General features: G+C 60.6%; 12 protein-coding genes. 8 read left to right on the forward strand and 4 right to left on the reverse strand.

Annotated elements, in window-relative coordinates; translation table 11 throughout:
* Window positions 1–46 precede the first annotated feature (46 nt).
* Window positions 47–1,330, forward strand: coding sequence for an HlyD family secretion protein (locus tag FXB40_RS17375; protein WP_148773400.1), 1,284 nt, complete (start codon window positions 47–49; stop codon window positions 1,328–1,330).
* Entirely contained in the window at window positions 1,327–2,910 is a 1,584-nt protein-coding gene (locus FXB40_RS17380) for a DHA2 family efflux MFS transporter permease subunit (RefSeq protein WP_148773401.1), read from the forward strand. Before FXB40_RS17375 ends, FXB40_RS17380 begins: the two co-directional genes overlap by 4 nt.
* Before the next feature lie 274 nt (window positions 2,911–3,184).
* Here FXB40_RS17380 and FXB40_RS49175 read toward each other — a convergent pair whose 3' ends face one another.
* Window positions 3,185–3,448: a hypothetical protein gene (locus FXB40_RS49175; protein ID WP_148773402.1), complete on the reverse strand. Its 264-nt coding sequence runs from the start codon at window positions 3,446–3,448 to the stop codon at window positions 3,185–3,187.
* A 270-nt stretch (window positions 3,449–3,718) separates the two neighbouring features.
* Between FXB40_RS49175 and FXB40_RS17390 the strand changes: the two genes are divergently transcribed.
* Window positions 3,719–3,985, forward strand: a complete 267-nt coding sequence (locus tag FXB40_RS17390; protein WP_148773403.1) for a hypothetical protein — start codon at window positions 3,719–3,721, stop codon at window positions 3,983–3,985.
* Between the two features lie 156 nt (window positions 3,986–4,141).
* The gene (locus FXB40_RS17395; protein WP_148773426.1) at window positions 4,142–4,900 is read left to right on the forward strand and encodes an outer membrane protein; all 759 of its coding nucleotides are present in this window, start codon (window positions 4,142–4,144) and stop codon (window positions 4,898–4,900) included.
* 790 nt (window positions 4,901–5,690) lie between these two features.
* Here the strand turns inward: FXB40_RS17395 and FXB40_RS17400 are convergent.
* Window positions 5,691–6,035, reverse strand: a complete 345-nt coding sequence (locus FXB40_RS17400) for a hypothetical protein (RefSeq protein WP_148773404.1) — start codon at window positions 6,033–6,035, stop codon at window positions 5,691–5,693.
* Between the two features lie 1,220 nt (window positions 6,036–7,255).
* On the opposite strand from FXB40_RS17400, the gene FXB40_RS47945 reads away from it, so the two are divergent.
* The 3 genes from FXB40_RS47945 (at window position 7,256) to FXB40_RS17420 (ending at window position 11,847) form a co-directional block, all read left to right on the forward strand.
* Window positions 7,256–7,393 carry a hypothetical protein gene (locus FXB40_RS47945; protein WP_187436942.1) on the forward strand — a complete coding sequence of 46 codons (138 nt, stop codon included), beginning with the start codon at window positions 7,256–7,258 and terminating at the stop codon, window positions 7,391–7,393.
* A 761-nt stretch (window positions 7,394–8,154) separates the two neighbouring features.
* Window positions 8,155–8,658, forward strand: a complete 504-nt coding sequence (locus FXB40_RS17410) for a hypothetical protein (protein WP_246207665.1) — start codon at window positions 8,155–8,157, stop codon at window positions 8,656–8,658.
* Window positions 8,659–10,401: 1,743 nt separating this feature from the next.
* Window positions 10,402–11,847 carry a DUF1254 domain-containing protein gene (locus FXB40_RS17420; RefSeq protein ID WP_148773406.1) on the forward strand — a complete coding sequence of 482 codons (1,446 nt, stop codon included), beginning with the start codon at window positions 10,402–10,404 and terminating at the stop codon, window positions 11,845–11,847.
* Window positions 11,848–12,191: 344 nt separating this feature from the next.
* Here FXB40_RS17420 and FXB40_RS17425 read toward each other — a convergent pair whose 3' ends face one another.
* Window positions 12,192–12,695: a methyltransferase family protein gene (locus FXB40_RS17425; RefSeq protein ID WP_187436943.1), complete on the reverse strand. Its 504-nt coding sequence runs from the start codon at window positions 12,693–12,695 to the stop codon at window positions 12,192–12,194.
* Window positions 12,696–12,958: 263 nt separating this feature from the next.
* Between FXB40_RS17425 and FXB40_RS17430 the strand changes: the two genes are divergently transcribed.
* Entirely contained in the window at window positions 12,959–14,911 is a 1,953-nt protein-coding gene (locus FXB40_RS17430; RefSeq protein WP_148773408.1) for an adenylate/guanylate cyclase domain-containing protein, read from the forward strand.
* 186 nt (window positions 14,912–15,097) lie between these two features.
* On the opposite strand, the gene FXB40_RS17435 is transcribed toward FXB40_RS17430, so the two are convergent.
* Window positions 15,098–15,952 carry an SDR family NAD(P)-dependent oxidoreductase gene (locus tag FXB40_RS17435; protein ID WP_148773409.1) on the reverse strand — a complete coding sequence of 285 codons (855 nt, stop codon included), beginning with the start codon at window positions 15,950–15,952 and terminating at the stop codon, window positions 15,098–15,100.
* Between the last annotated feature and the right edge of the window lie 236 nt (window positions 15,953–16,188).

Below are 16,188 nucleotides of genomic sequence, written 5' to 3' on the forward strand. Positions count from 1 at the left end.
TTTCATGCGCGCCTTGAAGGCGTCGCTGACAGCAGGAGCGACGAGCATGTTCGAAGACAATGTTTTTGAGACGGACGAAGGATTTCGCGAAGCTGTCGAAGGCCACCAGGCTGTACCGGCCTCGTACCGACCGGGTGCCGAGTCCGAGCCGCAGAAAGTCACCGCGCGGACTGTCTCTCGGGATGAAGGCCCAGGTACCAAAGCGCCTGCCTCGTCCATTCAGCCGGAAACAGCGCGGCCGGAGGCGGACGCCAGGGAGGAACGCGCCGGTATCCTGCGTCGCCGTCCCGTCGTCACCGCTATCGGCGCGGTGCTGCTCGCCTCGGCGATATCGGGCGGTTATCTCTACGTTGATGATGCAAGGCATTTCGAGTCGACCGATGATGCTTTCGTCGCGGCGCGGCAGTTTTCGATCGCGCCGAAGGTCTCCGGTTACATCACGGCCGTTCCCGTCACCGACAACCAGCACGTCGAGGCCGGCGACGTGATCGCCCGTCTCGATGACCGTGACTATCGCACGGCGCTCGAGCAGGCGCAGGCGCAAGTCGCGGCCGCGCAAGCCAGCATCGAGAATATCGATGCGCAGCTCGACGTGCAGCAGGCCCAGATCAGCGCCAACCAGGCCCAGGTGGATCAGGCGCAGGCGGGGCTGGTCTTCGCCGAGCAGCAGGCGGCGCGGTACGAGCACCTCGAGCAGACAGGCTATGGCACGGTTCAGAACTCGCAGCAGTACAGCTCGCAATTGCGCCAGCAGCAGGCTGCACTTCTCAGTGCGCAGGCAACCCTCAAGCTGGCGCAGCGGCAGGTCGACGCGCTGAAGGCGCAGCGCAAGAGCTCCGTTGCAAGTCTCGCTCAGGCCAAGGCCCAGCAGGATCAGGCCCAGCTCAATCTGTCCTACACGACGGTAACCGCGGCCCAGCCTGGACGTGTCGTCAATTTGAGCGCCGCAACCGGCCAATTCGCCCAGCTCGGCAATGGCCTAGCGACGTTCGTGCCGGATCAGATCTGGGTGACGGCGAACTTCAAGGAACTTCAACTCGACAAGATGCGGCCGGGCGATCCGGTGACGCTCGCGATCGACGCCTATCCGGCCAGCAGGATCCACGGTCATGTCGAGAGCGTCCAGCCCGGGTCCGGGACCGCGTTCTCGCTGCTGCCAGCCCAGAACGCCACCGGCAACTACGTCAAGATCGTCCAGCGCGTGCCGGTCAAGATCGCCATGGACGATCCGCCGGCCGACGTCGCGCTCGGGCCGGGCATGTCGGTGGTCCCCACCGCGCGGGTCGACGGAAGGCCCTCGCTCTATGAGCGACTGAGGAGGTACCTGTGAGCGCCGCTGCAATCCCTGGCAACCCTCCGGCGTCTGCGAGCGGCGTCGCGGTCAACCCCTGGGTCATCGCCATCCTGGTCGCGCTCGCAAGCTTCATGGAGGTGCTCGACACCACCATCGCCAATGTCGCGCTGCCCTACATCGCCGGCGGCTTGGGGGTGAGCGAGGACGAAGCGTCCTGGGTGGTCACGACCTATCTCGTCTCCAACGCCATCATCCTGACCGCGTCCAGTTTTCTCGCCAGGATGCTGGGCCGCAGGAGGTTCTTCCTGATCTGCCTCGGAGGTTTCACCCTCAGCTCGCTGCTGTGCGGTTTTGCCCCGAACCTGGATGTATTGCTGTTGTGCCGCATGCTCCAGGGCTTCGCGGGCGGGGGCATGGTGCCGGTGGCGCAATCGATCCTCGCCGATGCATTTCCGCCGGCGAAACGCGGCCAGGCCTTTGCTGTGTTCGGCATCGCCGTGGTGGTGGCCCCGGTGGTCGGGCCGACGCTCGGCGGCTGGCTGTCCGACAATATCTCCTGGCAGTGGTGCTTTCTGATCAACGTGCCGGTCGGTGTGATCGCGACGGCGCTCATCGCGTTTGTCCTGGCTGAGACCCCGAAGGCCGAAGCGGTCGTACGGTTCGACCTCGTCGGTTTCCTGCTGATCGCGACCTTTCTCGGCGCGCTCGAGGTGGTGCTGGACCGCGGACTCGAGGACGACTGGTTTGGCTCGCCGTTCATCGTCACGTTCGCAGCGATCTGCGCCCTCGCTTTCGCGCTGATGATCCCCTGGTGCCTCGCTCGCCGCAATCCGATCATCGATCTGCGGATGGTGGCGACGCGCCAGTTTGGCGCCTGCTTCCTGGTCATGCTGGCGACCGGCGCGATCCTGCTCGCAACCACGCAATTCCTGCCGCAACTGGTGCAGCAGGATTTCGGCTACACCGCCACCTGGGCCGGCCTCGTGCTCTCCCCGGGCGGCGTGGTCACGATGCTGATGATGTTCGTCGTCGGCCGCGCGGCAGCCAAGGTGCAGCCCAAATATCTGATCATTGCCGGCGCGGTGATTTGCGCGCTGTCCATGTACAGCATGACCAACGTCTATGGCGATCTCGGCTTCTGGTTCATGGCGCGTTCGCGCATGCTGCTCGGTCTCGCCCTGCCGCTGATCTTCGTGCCGATCATGGCCGCATCCTACGACGGCATTCCGCCGTCGAAGACCGACCAGGCTTCCGCCTTGATCAACGCAGCCCGCAACACCGGAGGTTCGATCGGTGTCTCGGTCGTCTCCAACGTGCTGACGCATCGCGAGCAGTTCCATCAGAGCCGACTGGTCGAGCAGGTGCTCCCGTCCAGTCCGCAATATCAGAATACGTTGCAGCAGATCACGAGCTTCTTCGCCGGCCATGGCAGCTCATCGGCGCAGGCACACGATCAGGCCATCCAGTGGATCGGGCAACAGGTGCAGACCCAGGCGTCGTACCTCGCTTATGTGGATGTCTTCTGGGTCTTGACGCTGATCTCGCTTGCCGCGGTGCCACTTGCGCTGATGCTGCGGACGATCAAGCTCGGCGGCGCCGTTCACGTCGGCCACTGAGGATCGTCCTCTTGGCATCGATGCGCTGGGGCGGCAACAGGCATTTTTCCGATGCTGACGCGGGTGGTGCGGCCGAAGCCCTGGAGAACCGAGAGCTAAAAAAGGGGCGCGAGTCACAAACTCGGATTGATCGCCAAATGTCCGCTTTGGCGCCCATTTCGGACTCGCGTGGCACGTCACACGCCAGCTCGTCGATGATTTTCAGTTTCCAGGCAGAAATATGCGATCGCGAACCTGGCTCACTGCCAGGCTCGCGATCCGCGAGTAAATCCCCTTACCGCCGCGCGCCAACGCGATTGACGCCGCCATTTGCATTGCCGCCCGCGTTGTGGCGGACTGCTGCACGCGCAACGGGGCGCGGCCTCAGAACGACGCCGGCCCGGGCAACGCACCCCCCCGGATAATCGACGTACTGGCAATATACGACTGCGTGGGCCGGTGATGGATTAAGTGTGACGCCTGCAAGGACCAGAAGGGCGCTGGAAGCTATACCTGCAATCGTCGCGGATCTCATCGAGAGTTGCGTCTTCGCCTTCATGATGGTCCTCCTTTTTGCACTTGCGAAATCAGGGGTGGCAGAAACGGCCTTCCTGCGGCTGCAGATAGCGTGTGCGCGAAAGGATGAGCGACATTGACGTGGATCAAGGCTGTGCGGTAGCCCCGCCGAAGAATACCTCTGTCTAGGTCCCGTCGCTTCGCTGTTGTCTGGCAGCATCAGGCGCGATCTTGATTCAGATCAATCGGCTATGTGACAGGCGCACCACAACAGGGGATCGGCGGGCTGGGCCAATTCGCCGGTGGGTGCGCGATGACGCCGACTTGGTACGTCACCTTCGAGGTCCGTAAACGCGGCACGTTGCCGAAGCAGCGGAGTCCTCGTGAAACAAGGACCTTCGCTACCGAAGCAGAGGCCAAAGCGTTCGCTCGTGCAAAGCTCGACGAAGGCCTCGCGGTATTTGCGGGCACGATCAATCCGAGCGTCCCCAGGCAGCTTATTCCATCGGCCCGCATCCAAGCCTGGCTTACCGGCGAACGATCGGACACTGAACGACATACCGATCCCGACCCGGAATAGGCACGTCTTCGTGCACATACACGGCTCTTGAGTGTTGCCATTTTGTTACGGGCGTAGGGTCTCATCGAACGTAACGTATGGATGTTCGCCGTGCTTATGCACGCCAGCCTGCATTTGCGTTTCTAAACAAAAAGATCAGAGCGAGGGGACATGACGATGAAAAGGCTTTCGATGGCTGCGATCAGCTTCGCGGCGCTGAACATGGCGGCTCCGGCCATGGCCGCCGATATGGCCGTCAAGGCGGCGCCGCCTCCGGCACCGGTGGTGGCGATCTACAACTGGAGCGGATTCTACATTGGCGCCAATGGAGGCTGGGGGCAGAGCCACGGTTGCGTGGATTTCCTGACGCCCGCAGGGACAGTTGCAGGTGGTTGCGCTGATCGCTCCGGAGGCCTTGCTGGCGGACAGATCGGGTACCGCTGGCAAACCAATCAGTTTGTGCTCGGATTGGAAGCGCAGGGCGACTGGGCCGAGATCAAGAACACACGCGTCAGCCTGATCGACCCATTGATCTCTACCACGGGCAAGATAGATGCCATCGGGCTGTTCACGGCTCAACTCGGCTGGGCGTGGAACGCGTCGCTGTTCTACGTGAAGGGTGGCGCTGCGGTAACGCGCAATCGCTTTGACATATTCAACAATGCCACCGGTGTTGGACTCGCCTCGGCAGGTCACACGCGCTGGGGTGGCGCCCTGGGCGTCGGCTGGGAATATGGCTTCACTCCCAACTGGTCGTTCGGTATCGAGTACGACCATCTCTGGATGGGGCGTGACAACACGTCCTTCGCAGGCGTGGTCACGCCGGGGGGATTGACCCTTCTCGGCAACGGGGTCAGCCAGGATGTGGACATGGTCACACTTCGGCTGAACTATCGTTTCGGCGGCTATGGTGCGCCGGTCACCGCTCGCTACTGAACTGTGCTTCCGCCCATAGTGGAGGCCCCGAGACCGGGGCCTCCGCCTTGACGAACGGCGAAGGGCTTTCGCTCCGACCCGGCTGTTAGTTCTGACGATCGAGGTCGGCGAGCTGCCACGCGCAGGTGTCTGCGATGGCAGGGAAGTGTCTGTGCGGCATACGAAGAGGCGCTGCGACGTCGGCGTTCGGATCGTGTCCGGACGCCGATCACCAGGGTCTGAAGCCGAGCCAGGTGAACTGCCCTTGTCGCGCCGCTAGAAGCATCTGCGGCTTGACGTGTCGTCTCGGCCGCGCGGCGACACTTGATATCTTGGGTTGTCGCTTGCGATCGATGGATCCAGGCGGGCGTGTATCCGGACGCGGCAGCATTGCGAGCGCATTTGCGACTGTCGGGCTATCCATCCGGCTAACAGGCAGTTCGGTGACGTCTGACGACATCGCGACATCAGGGATATTGACCGCGGGTGCGGCGGCAACGATTGTCGGCGACGCGGTATCGAAGACAATTCGCTCCGGCCATTTGCGATCGGAGTGAATGCGTATCGCTGGTCGATCGGCCGACGCCTGTTCGGGGATTGGCGCCCTCGGAACACAATAATCCGCGACAAAGAGCAGTAAGAGCAACGTCGCTCCGACCTTCCAGAGATATGCCAACAGCGGCATGCTGGTCGCTCCCGTGCCCGCAACGTTGCCCTGGGCAAGCTCTACGACGTTGTCTCACGCATGCTGCAAGATGGCCACGAGCTGCTTGATATAGATCAAGCGCGTTCGATCGCTCGCGAACGCGCGCTAACTGCAGCCGGTAATGCGCGCAACTGCCTTCATGTACTTGAGATGAAGTGCGGCGCCATCTCCGTCTGACGGAGAGTTGCGAGCGGTCAGGCGATCCGAATTCAAACAGGTCTCAAGATCGAACCTGATATGCGAGCACCATCCCAGGGCGCTCTTCTCTGCCTCTTCCTTGGAGGGGCCGAACCCCACAAAGGTCTGAACGTGCCCGGCCTCGCCGTTGGCCGTCGATACGAGAGTGATTTCCGAGATGTAGAAGGACGAACACTGGGCGGCCTGGGGCCCGGCGCGAGCCCCATCTGTCCCAAAGACGAGAATGATCGTGGTTAGCACGACGCGTTTCATTCTCTCCTCCTCAGTCGCGCCCCTTGGCGATGTCCGGATCAACTCAGCCAAGCCAGAGACGCGAACGACTTGCCACCTTGCGCATCAACGCTGGCAGGACCATCAACTCCGCAAACCTCGGCCCCGGCATGGTCCGGGGCCGTTTGCTTGACGAGGCCGACTGTCTCATTGCCCGTATTGCGCAACTGCCATTAACTCCTACTGGCAGTAGTACATCTGGCCGTCATCGAGTTTGATGGTGCCTCCCGGGTGGCACTTAAGGCTGTTGCGCGTCGAATAGTCGTCCCATCCGGCGTAACCGTAGTAAGGACTATGTCCATAGTAGGCTCTGTGAGGGTAGAGCGGTTGCCCAAAGTGAGGATCAGTCTGGGCCGCGTAAGCGTTGCCCCAATTGTTGTTGCCCGATCCCCAATCTGAGGAAGCGGCGACAGCGGTAGCCGTGCCGACCGCGGCGGCGCCTGCGACACCCGCGCCATACCCGTATCCGTACATAGCTCGCCGATTATGGCGACGCGCAACACCCGCAACGCTCACGGGGGTCAGCGGACGACCGACCCGCGCCTGAGCGCTCTCAATTGAGAGCGAAACCCCGCCTTGCTCAGACCAGCCGAGGGAGAACATTGCCGCACACGCGAAGGCGGAAGCAGCAAGGGCAGCCTTACTTACGTACGTCATCGACTTTCTCCTCTGTACAGGAACCTGACGCGATACGCTCGTTTCGCATGCTTGTAGCTGCACTGATCCACATCAAAGCTTGCAAAAAAGAATCTGCTCGTTGGCGGCCCGGACCGGGCCAGTGTCTCGCGCCACATAAGGCTTACCGACATCCACGGCAGTTTACGAACACGCCGACGATAACCGTCAGCCCTGAGCTTCATTGCTGACGGGGAAATCACGTCGCTTAGCTGCGGTACTGGAAAAGACGCCTAGCCCAGCACCAGCATGTAGGCGAAGGATGCTGAAAGAACGCCGAGTCCGAAGATGGTGACTTTGAAAACGAGGTCTGGCGCTGCCACGCTGCCCTCCAACATTTCGCAAATCAGTTGAATCTTACGCTTTATTCCGGAGGTTGCAATTCGGATTCACAACATCATGGATACGATCACCACGAGACCAAAGGCGGCTGACGCCCAGACCAGTGATTGGTAAATCCAGTGCCGACGGCGGGTCATGACGCGCCTCCCTCGAATGAGGAGGCCGCTCGATAGGCATCTGCGCCATTGAGCCAGATCAATGAACGTCGTGAATCACATTTTAAAAAGCGCGAAGGCGAGCAGCGCCACCGGCAGCATGCCGACAACAATGACTGCGATACGAAAGAGAAACTCGCCACCCATAGGCTTGATCGTAGCGAGTGACGCCCAAAGGCGTCTATGCAGTTCGTGCCAGCTTGGCCGAACCAACAGCGGAATTCGGCAAAAACTGCGCGACTAGAAGGGTCTACGCCCTAGCTGGGGAGACCAATGACCGCAGAAAGGTCAGCAACCATAAGCTCGCGATCACGGCAGCGACGTCCCACCGAGCGCCAGCTGGCATTGATCGCTTGGACGGTGGCCCACCCGGCTCGCGACGCAAGCTTCGATGAGAGGGCCATGATCGCCAACAAGCTGACGCGGCCTGACAAAGGCCGAGCAGCATCAGATCTCGGAATTCATCGCGGACGAGACGGCGATGCGCAAAGCATTCAAGAAGCCGCTCACGAAGAGACAGCCGCCAAGTGCGGATGGAGACTCGCCGGCCAGCCCACTCTGACGCAAGGCGATCTCACTTGCCTTCCGACCTCGCGATCTCTGCAAGGTTCTCAAGCTGGCTCCCAAGCGCTGCCCAGCTCCGTGAGATGTTCGTCAGCACGGTCGCTCGACGGGCGGAATTCCTCGGATCAGCGGCACGTAGTTTGTACTCGGCGGCATAAGCGCGGCATTGTTCAGCTGTAGGCACGTTGTCCCCTTGCGCGCATCAGTGTCCCGGTCGTGACCGATGGCGATGAGACGAAGATCACACTTGTTTGGAAGTCGACACAATCAGGGGAAGCCGCGATGCAGCTATGTGACTTTGCGCTATGCAGTTTGTGCCAATTTAGCGCGGCGGGCCGTCACCAGGCCCAATACAGGACGCCTACGTGCACAACCGCGCTGACGGTAAGCTTTCACGGCTGTTTGGCATGACGAACTTGAAATCGAGAGCCCTCTATTTGCTTCTTCTCTTGGGTCAACTGACAGGAGCGCTCTTTATAATCTTGGACGGTCTGCCCGAATTTAGGCACTTGGTGACCTATCCCGGTGAGCAGCTACCTTTCGAACGGTCTGACAATCTTGCAGCGCCAATCATGATCGTTGCGATGCAAGTCGCCTATTGGTATCGCCTTCGATGCGTTCCGCTTCCCCCTCAGCGCTCGAATCCGATCCTGAGCCACCTGTTTCTGTTTCTGGGGCGCCTTGCTTTCATTTTCGGTGGCTCACTGTTCGGCGTCGTGTTCTTCAGACATTTGCCCGAGATCCATCAAGGCGCCGATCTCTGGCTCATGTTCCGTCGCGGGCTGCAACTCGTGGCGTCGTTGTTCGCGCTATTCTGCGTCACGCTAGAACTGGAACGACTTGGGCGTACCCTTGGAGGCAGCCAATAGAAACGACGGATGCCGGTCTCCCTCTTCGCATTGGCACAAAGTGCACTAGCCACGCACCGGGATTGTGCTTCTCTACGATACGCCTCGCCGATCTTTCCAGCCCCCAAGCTTCCTAAGCTTGGCGAGAACGTAGAAGGCCCGGCGCGGTCAGCAACTTCGTCAGGGCGGGCTAACGCGCGAGATAGCCGAGACGATGGACGCAGAGGAAGATCGCCGACGGGGTTTGGAGCTGGGGCGCCGATGGGCGGAGCATGCTTCAGCACATGAGCTTGCGACCATGGTGAGCGGCTCGTTTGATGATCTCAGCCAGATTCTGCCATCGGATACGTCCGATCATTTCGTCGGCGGCTTCCGCGAAGGCGTGTTGCGCGTCTGGCGCGGGGCTTAGGCCTCTAGCACAAGGGCGCCGGGATGGGGACCAAGCGCCCTTGCACCCCCATCGTTGGCCGATCCAGGTGTGAGTTCTAAGGGGATTGCTGGACAAGCCGACGAACGCTGGACTACCGAGCGAATCAATAGCTGAGTCCCTTGACGCAATTGAGGCGACCGCATCTTTCAACTATGCGGCACCCACTTCGGTTGATCATGCCGACGCAGGCGCGCACTGCAACGCCTACCGATGGTGCGCGGCAATGCATCGGCTATGACGCCAATTGCATCGGCGACGTCCAACGCGCGTCAAGCGTCTCGGCAGTGCTGATGCCAAAGGTCGTGACCCGCAAACGACGCCGCGCTCAATAGCACGGCGGATATGGATAATAACCGCATTGCCGGCGATTGTAGTACGCTCCCGTGGCCGCTGCTCCGACGGCAGCTGCGCCTACAGCAGCTCCATAGTACCCGCGCCGATACGCGCGCCGATGCACTCGCCTATTAACCCCCGCAACGCTGCCAGGTGTGAGCGGACGACCGACACGAGCGTCAGCTTTGTCGACGGAGATAGAGACAGTCCCTTCTGGTGACCAGTGAAACGACACGGGCGCCAAGCACAACATCGCTGCACCGAGGGCCGCGCCGAGCACCGTTGAACTTTTCATGTTCTTGCTCCCAATTGGTTTCTTGGGACATGCTGGTGGACGCGCGGCTACTTTTTCTCTTCGGCAGCACCGTCATGCCGCTCTTCGCGCCGCTCCGTGCGACCCGTCCGTCGCTCCTGACGCCGTTCTGTTCGCCCTGTCCGTCGATCCTGACGCCGTTCGGTGCGCCCCGTGCGTCGTTCCTGACGCCGCTCCGTACCCGACTGCGGTGTCTCAGTGGAAGGCGCTGCGGGCGTGGTCGGTGCGGTTGAGGTCTGAGCGCCAGCATCTGACACCGTTAGAATTGCAGGCGAGGCCACGAGCCCGAACACGGCTGCGTATCCACAAAGAGCAAGAGCGTCTCGACGGCTGACCATCGATTCCGAACGTTCACCCATATCTCAAACTCCCGGTCTCCCGCCCTCTTGCAGGTCGCCCAAATTCCGGAGAGTGGGTGTTGATCTAAATCAACCTAGAGGCATGCGCCCGCCAACGATGGACACAGGCAAGCCGCTATCAGCGTTTCCTCACGCCCAGCGCTTGGACTCCCAAGGTCTGCTGTTGTCCTGTCAACGGACATCGTCAGCGCGACGGGGCATGTCCGAAACGGGCCAACAACGGACATGCAACCTGACGGGTTTTTGCATAGACCCTCGCGCGGGGCGAGCGTAGGTTTGTCGTGCCAACCCTCACTTGAGCCAAGCCATAGACCGGAAGGAGCGTTCAAATGTTGACGAAACGTGATCTTCTTCGTTCAGCCGCCTTGGCCGCAATTACGGCTTCAACGGCAAAGTCCGTCCCGACATACGCACAGACGAGCACCGACCGCCCAGGGTTTTTCAAGGCAAAGGACATTGCTGAGGCAGGTTTCATTTATGGCCTGCCGATAGTGATGAACTACGGCGTCATGTACGAGTACGCCGTCGATCGCAATTCGGGGCAGTTCAAGGCCCCCTTCAATCAGATCAAGAATGAGCCCAACGTCTTCACCTACAAAGACACGGCAATTCCTACGCCGAACAGCGACACGCCCTATTCGTTCGTGTGGATGGACTTGCGGACAGAGCCCGTCGTCCTTTCGGTCCCGGCGGTAGAACCGAAGCGTTACTACTCGGTCATGCTCTGCGACGGCAATACCTATAACTACGGCTACATCGGCAGCCGTGCCACGGGGAACGAGGCTGGTGATTACATGGTTGTTGGACCGGACTGGAGAGGCGCGACCCCGCCCGGTATCAAGAAGGTGTTCCGGTCGAGCACCCAGTTTTCGGTCGCGGGATATCGCACCCAGCTTTTCAACGCGGATGATCTCAACGGCGTCAAGCAGGTTCAGGCTGGCTACAAGGTGCAGACGCTTTCTGCCTATCTGAAGCAGCCGGCCACGACGGCCGCCGGACCAGGCATCGATTTTCCGAAGATCGACAAGGAACTCGTGAAGACGAACTTCTTCGAGTATCTCGACTTCGCATTGCAGTTCGCTCCGCCGCAGGAGAACGAGAAGGAGATACGCGCAGCACTTGCGAAGATCGGCGTCGGACCCGGCAAGACCTTCAACTTCAAGGACCTCCCGCTGGAGCAGAAGCTCGAAGTCGGCCTCGGCATGAAGGAAGGTGAGAAGAAGGTCGATGAGGCCGTTGCTAACGCCGGTACAGCGATCAACGGCTGGCGGGTTAGCGGTCTTCCGGGCGACAGTGCCCACTATAATGGTGACTGGCTGAAGCGCGCCGCGGCGGCTAAGGCCGGAATTTACGGCAATGACCCTGCGGAAGCGACCTATCCGCTCACGCGCATTGATAGCGACAACCAGACACTCGACGGCAGTAAGCACAACTACACCCTGACATTTCCGCCGGGCCAGCAGCCGCCGGTCAACGCTTTCTGGTCGCTGACGATGTATGATGGCAAGTCGCAGCTTCTGATCGAAAACCCGATCAACCGCTATCTGATTAACTCGCCGATGCTGCCGGATATGAAAAAGAACGCGGATGGATCGCTGACGCTGTACATCCAGAACAAGTCGCCGGGCGCGGACAAGGAGTCGAATTGGCTGCCGGCGCCCGACGACACGATCTATCTCGTGATGCGGCTGTACTGGCCGAAGACGGAGTCACCTTCGATCCTGCCCCCGGGCGATGGGACATGGCAGCCGCCCGGCATAAAGCGGGTCTCATAGAACGACCGAGATAGCGGCCACCCGCAGGTACGAGCACCGCGCTGGCGAATTTCATCGCCAGTGCTCGCGGCTGCCTGAAAGGATGCAATGTCGCCTTTGGGGCACAGGCGGACGACCGCAGCCACGCCAGCAATTGTCCGTCCTCGCCTTGTAAGCGGACCCTTGCTCCGCGTTCGGGCGGGGCAGCTTCGGGCCAGAGCCAGACTCGTGCACCGCAGCAAGCGAGCCTTGTACAGACTGAGCCGTGGTAGTGTGGTCACCTCAGGGTTTGCGCCGAACTACCAAATTCAGAGTGCTTCGGTCCGGTCCCCGCTCGCCCCCTCTCCGCCATTGGGCTGGCGGCCTTATGCGGTGCGCCATGGAGACAGCCGCGGAATCCACCGCGGAACGTTGGCCCGAAAATCCTCGTACTGGGCCCCAAACTTCTGAGCAAGCACCGGCTCCTCGTACGTCAGGACAAAGGCGTGGAAGGCGAGCCACATGAGCCCGCCGTAAGTCATGAGACGCGAGTCGCCGAACAGGATCGCTTGGCCCAGAATGACGGCGACGACGGCAACGTACATGGGATTGCGCACGTAGCGATAGAGGCCGGTAACAACGAGGTGTTGGGGCGGGGCGATCGGCGCCGGCGTGCCGAGCCCCTGCAGCGCAAAGCGCGCAAACGAGTCAACAAGCCCAGGTAAACCCGCGACGACCAACAGTGTCCCGACAGCGCGTGTCGCTTGCAGATCGAAGAATGGCGGCAGAAATTCCCAGCGCGAAATCCACCACGGGACCACCCCGGCGAGCACGCAGGGAACGAACACGAAGAAGATGGCGGTGCCGATGACGGCGGCGGCTCTGCGCATGGACATGATCCGTTCCTTGCGAATATCAAGCCGTATTGCGCTAATGTCTCAGTCGGGTCATTCGCGTCGGTCGGGCGCCCGGCCAACCGTTTCCGGTCTATCCCGATAACCGGACAACACGAAAGCCGGTCCGGACTTCGCATTCGGGCCAGAACCGGACATCTCGCAATCACACCTTTGGCAGTGCTGGCTCACCGAGGAGACGTACCGGCGGGTCCATCCACGCCGCATTTAGGTGTATAAGGAGGCTGGAGATCAGCGCAATGGCTAGGTCGGGCCAGGACCGTATCGAACGCCGGCTTGCTGCCATACTGGCAGCGGATGTGGCTGGCTACAGTCGACTGACAGGTATGGACGAAGAGGGCACACACGTCCACCTTCAGGCCCATCTGCGCGCGCTCGTCGATCCCAAGATTGCCGAACACCGTGGCCGGATCGTCAAGAACACCGGGGACGGGATGCTAGCGGAATTTAGCAGCGTAGTGGATGCAGTGCGCTGCGCTCTTGATATCCAGCGCGGAATGGCCGACCGCAATGCTGAGGTATTACATGACAAGCGTATCGAGTTCCGCATAGGCATTAATGTCGGCGACATCATTTTCGATCGAGGTGACATCTTCGGCGACGGAGTGAATGTGGCGGCGCGTCTGGAGGGATTGGCGAGCCCTGGTGGCATTTGCATCTCCGATGATGCGCAGCGACAGGTTCGGGGCAAGCTCGACGTCATTTTTGAGGATAAAGGCGAACGGCAGCTGAAGAACATCGCACGGCCGGTGCGGGTTTTCCAAGTTGCTCTTGACGAGGCGATGCGGCCACACAAACCAACGCGACAGCCGCGCAATGCGCCAGCGGCTGAGCGTCGCAACAGGTGGAGCACGCGCCTCACGGCGATTGGCGCCGCAGTGCTACTGATCGCCGGCGCTGCTAGCGTAGCATTATACTTTCGCCTCGGCCGCGCCCCTGACATGTCAGAGATGCCGGACAAGCGGGTAAATGCCTCGGACGTCTTCTCCGTCGTCGTACTGCCCTTTGCCAACCTGTCCGGCGATGCAAGTCAGGATTATCTAGCGGACGTCATCAGCGACGAATTGACCACCGGGCTCTCGCGTTTTCGGAATAGCTTCGTCATCTCCCGGTCAACCGCGTTTACTTACAAAGGCAAGCCAATCAACGTGCGGCAGATGGGGAAGGATCTCGGCGTGCGCTATGCCCTAGAAGGCAGCGTTCAGCCGAGTGGCGACCGGCTGCGTGTGCATGCCCAGCTTATCGAAACCGAGAGCGATGCGCATCTATGGGCTGATCAGTTTGACGAGAACCGCTTCGACCTGTTGCAAATGCAAGATGCCATCGTCACGCGTATCGCGTTAGCCGTTGGTCTCAAGCTAACTGAAGAGAGAGCCCGCAGGGCAAAAGCTCGCGCTGCCAATCCCAATGCGGAAGACCTTGCTTGGCGCTGCTCAGCTGCACTTATCCAAACGATTTGGACGCCGGAACGCGATTCTGGCTTTCGCTTGTGCGAACAAGCGCTCGATATCGACCCGAACAACGTTCGCGCGCTGTCGTTCCTGACATTTAAGTTCGCCCTACGCGCGAGCCTCTCTGGGGTGCCCGATCCAACTGATGTTCGCCGCGCTGACGAACTGGCTTCCTTAGCCGTAAAAATCGACCCGGATTACCACAACGCTCACACCGCTAAAGGCGATGCGTTGTTGCTGGCGGGGCGCTATCGGGAGGCGATCGATTCTTATCGGCGCGCCATGATTTTAGCCCCAAGCAGCATTCAGCATGGATTGCCTTTGGCCTACACGTATATTGGTGAGCCAGAAAAGGCCATTGCCTATGCCGACAAGGCGATGCAGCTCAGTCCGCACAATCCCGCACAAGAGCCATCATTGTATTTCGCCAAGGCCATCGCATTCAGCCAGCTACAGGACAATGAACAGGCGCTTCTATGGATTGAGCGGGCCGAAGCTTCTGCCCCCGAACTTCTCGCCGCGGGATTGGTGCGGTCTGTGCTGCTTGCGATCGCCGGTCGAGAGGACGAGGCGCACGCAGCTATGCAGAGGTATCTGGCGAACGACAAAGCTTCCTTCCGGACCATGTCTGAATGGCATGCTCGATGGGCCGGTGTCCCGCTGCAGTCTTGGAGTCCGCGTTTTCTTTTTTGGGGGAAAACTTTCACAGATGGCCTCCGGAAAGCTGGGCTGCCGGAGTAAGCAAGGCCGTTTGCCTATGCCTACGAGGTGATCGCAACAGCGACTCGCTGCATGTCTCTTATGGGTCACAAGCCGCCGAACTGGCGCGCGGCTGCAAACTTCCGGTCTGCCCTTGTGAGCCGACATGCAGCGACACCGCGTCAAAGGAAGCGATGGGCCACAAGCGGCCGTGAGCAGATGCGAGAGTTAGCGTCGCGGCGTTCGTCGGCGTATACGGTCGAAGCCCTGCTTGATCGCTGCGAAGCGCTGGTCGATGAATTGTTCGTGCTCGGTATCAGTGAAAATGTAGGGCCAGTCGTTTTCGATGGCCTCGCGAACCAGTTCGCCGACATAGAGCGGATCAATGCCGTTGTTGATCCGTTCCTGCAATGCCTTGATGAACTCGGCGCGGCGGCCTTCTGCCGGCGGAGGCTTGCCGACGGCCCCAGCAAATCGCTGCGGCACGTTGCGCCGAGAGGTCATGATCTGCGTGCGGATGATGCCCGGACACAGAACGGATACCCCAATCTTCCTCGGCGCGAGCGCGTTACGCATCCCCTCGGACAGCGCCACCACTCCATATTTGCTCACATCGTACGCCGGACTTGGTCCGGTAATCAGTCCGGAGACGGACGCCGTGGAAACAATCTGCCCGCCTTCGCCGTGCGCTTCGATCAGCGGACCGAAAATCTCAAAACCCCAAATCACCGACATCAGGTTGACGCCGAGCACCCAGTTCCAGCCTGCATCAGTCCAATCACGATAGACGCCGCCGCCGCCCACGCCCGCATTGTTGACCAATATGTGGATCTTGCCATATCGCGCGACGGTCGCGTCCGCTGCCGCCTGAAGTTCGCCTTTGAGCGAGACGTCAGCTTTCACGCCATCGACATCGACATTGGTCCGTGTCTTCAGGTCCGCGACCGCTTTCTTCAGCGCCTCTTCCTCGATATCGCAGAGCATGACCTTCACGCCTGCCTGTGACAACGCGGTCGCGATCCCCAGTCCGATCCCCGAGGCGGCGCCTGTCACGAATGCGGTCTGTCCAGCCAGGTCCCTCATGCGCTTTGCTCCTTGCTTTCAGTCGACAAATTCGCCCGCCAGACTTCGCCGCAGAGTGCTGCAATGAGCTCGCGTCGTCTCATGTCCCGCGCCCCTGCGCCAAGCCTCGAAATAACCGATCGCCGGTTTCAAACTAGGATAACGAGGGACAGGGCGATTTTCGGAAGGATTACGGTGAAGTCCAGTGCACTCAACCAGACGCGGGTTGAGCGGGGTTGAGTGCACTGGACTGCACC

Source organism: Bradyrhizobium rifense (assembly GCF_008123425.1).
Classification (GTDB): Bacteria; Pseudomonadota; Alphaproteobacteria; order Rhizobiales; family Xanthobacteraceae; genus Bradyrhizobium; species Bradyrhizobium rifense.

Excerpts from the sequence above, each read along its gene's own strand:
- FXB40_RS17375 (WP_148773400.1), top strand. The coding sequence starts at position 47 with ATGTTCGAAGACAATGTTTTTGAGACGGACGAAGGATTTCGCGAAGCT.
- FXB40_RS17420 (WP_148773406.1), top strand. The coding sequence starts at position 10,402 with ATGTTGACGAAACGTGATCTTCTTCGTTCAGCCGCCTTGGCCGCAATT.
- FXB40_RS17425 (WP_187436943.1), bottom strand. The coding sequence starts at position 12,695 with ATGCGCAGAGCCGCCGCCGTCATCGGCACCGCCATCTTCTTCGTGTTC.
- FXB40_RS17390 (WP_148773403.1), top strand. The coding sequence starts at position 3,719 with ATGACGCCGACTTGGTACGTCACCTTCGAGGTCCGTAAACGCGGCACG.
- FXB40_RS17400 (WP_148773404.1), bottom strand. The coding sequence starts at position 6,035 with ATGAAACGCGTCGTGCTAACCACGATCATTCTCGTCTTTGGGACAGAT.
- FXB40_RS49175 (WP_148773402.1), bottom strand. The coding sequence starts at position 3,448 with ATGAAGGCGAAGACGCAACTCTCGATGAGATCCGCGACGATTGCAGGT.
- FXB40_RS17435 (WP_148773409.1), bottom strand. The coding sequence starts at position 15,952 with ATGAGGGACCTGGCTGGACAGACCGCATTCGTGACAGGCGCCGCCTCG.
- FXB40_RS17395 (WP_148773426.1), top strand. The coding sequence starts at position 4,142 with ATGAAAAGGCTTTCGATGGCTGCGATCAGCTTCGCGGCGCTGAACATG.
- FXB40_RS17430 (WP_148773408.1), top strand. The coding sequence starts at position 12,959 with ATGGCTAGGTCGGGCCAGGACCGTATCGAACGCCGGCTTGCTGCCATA.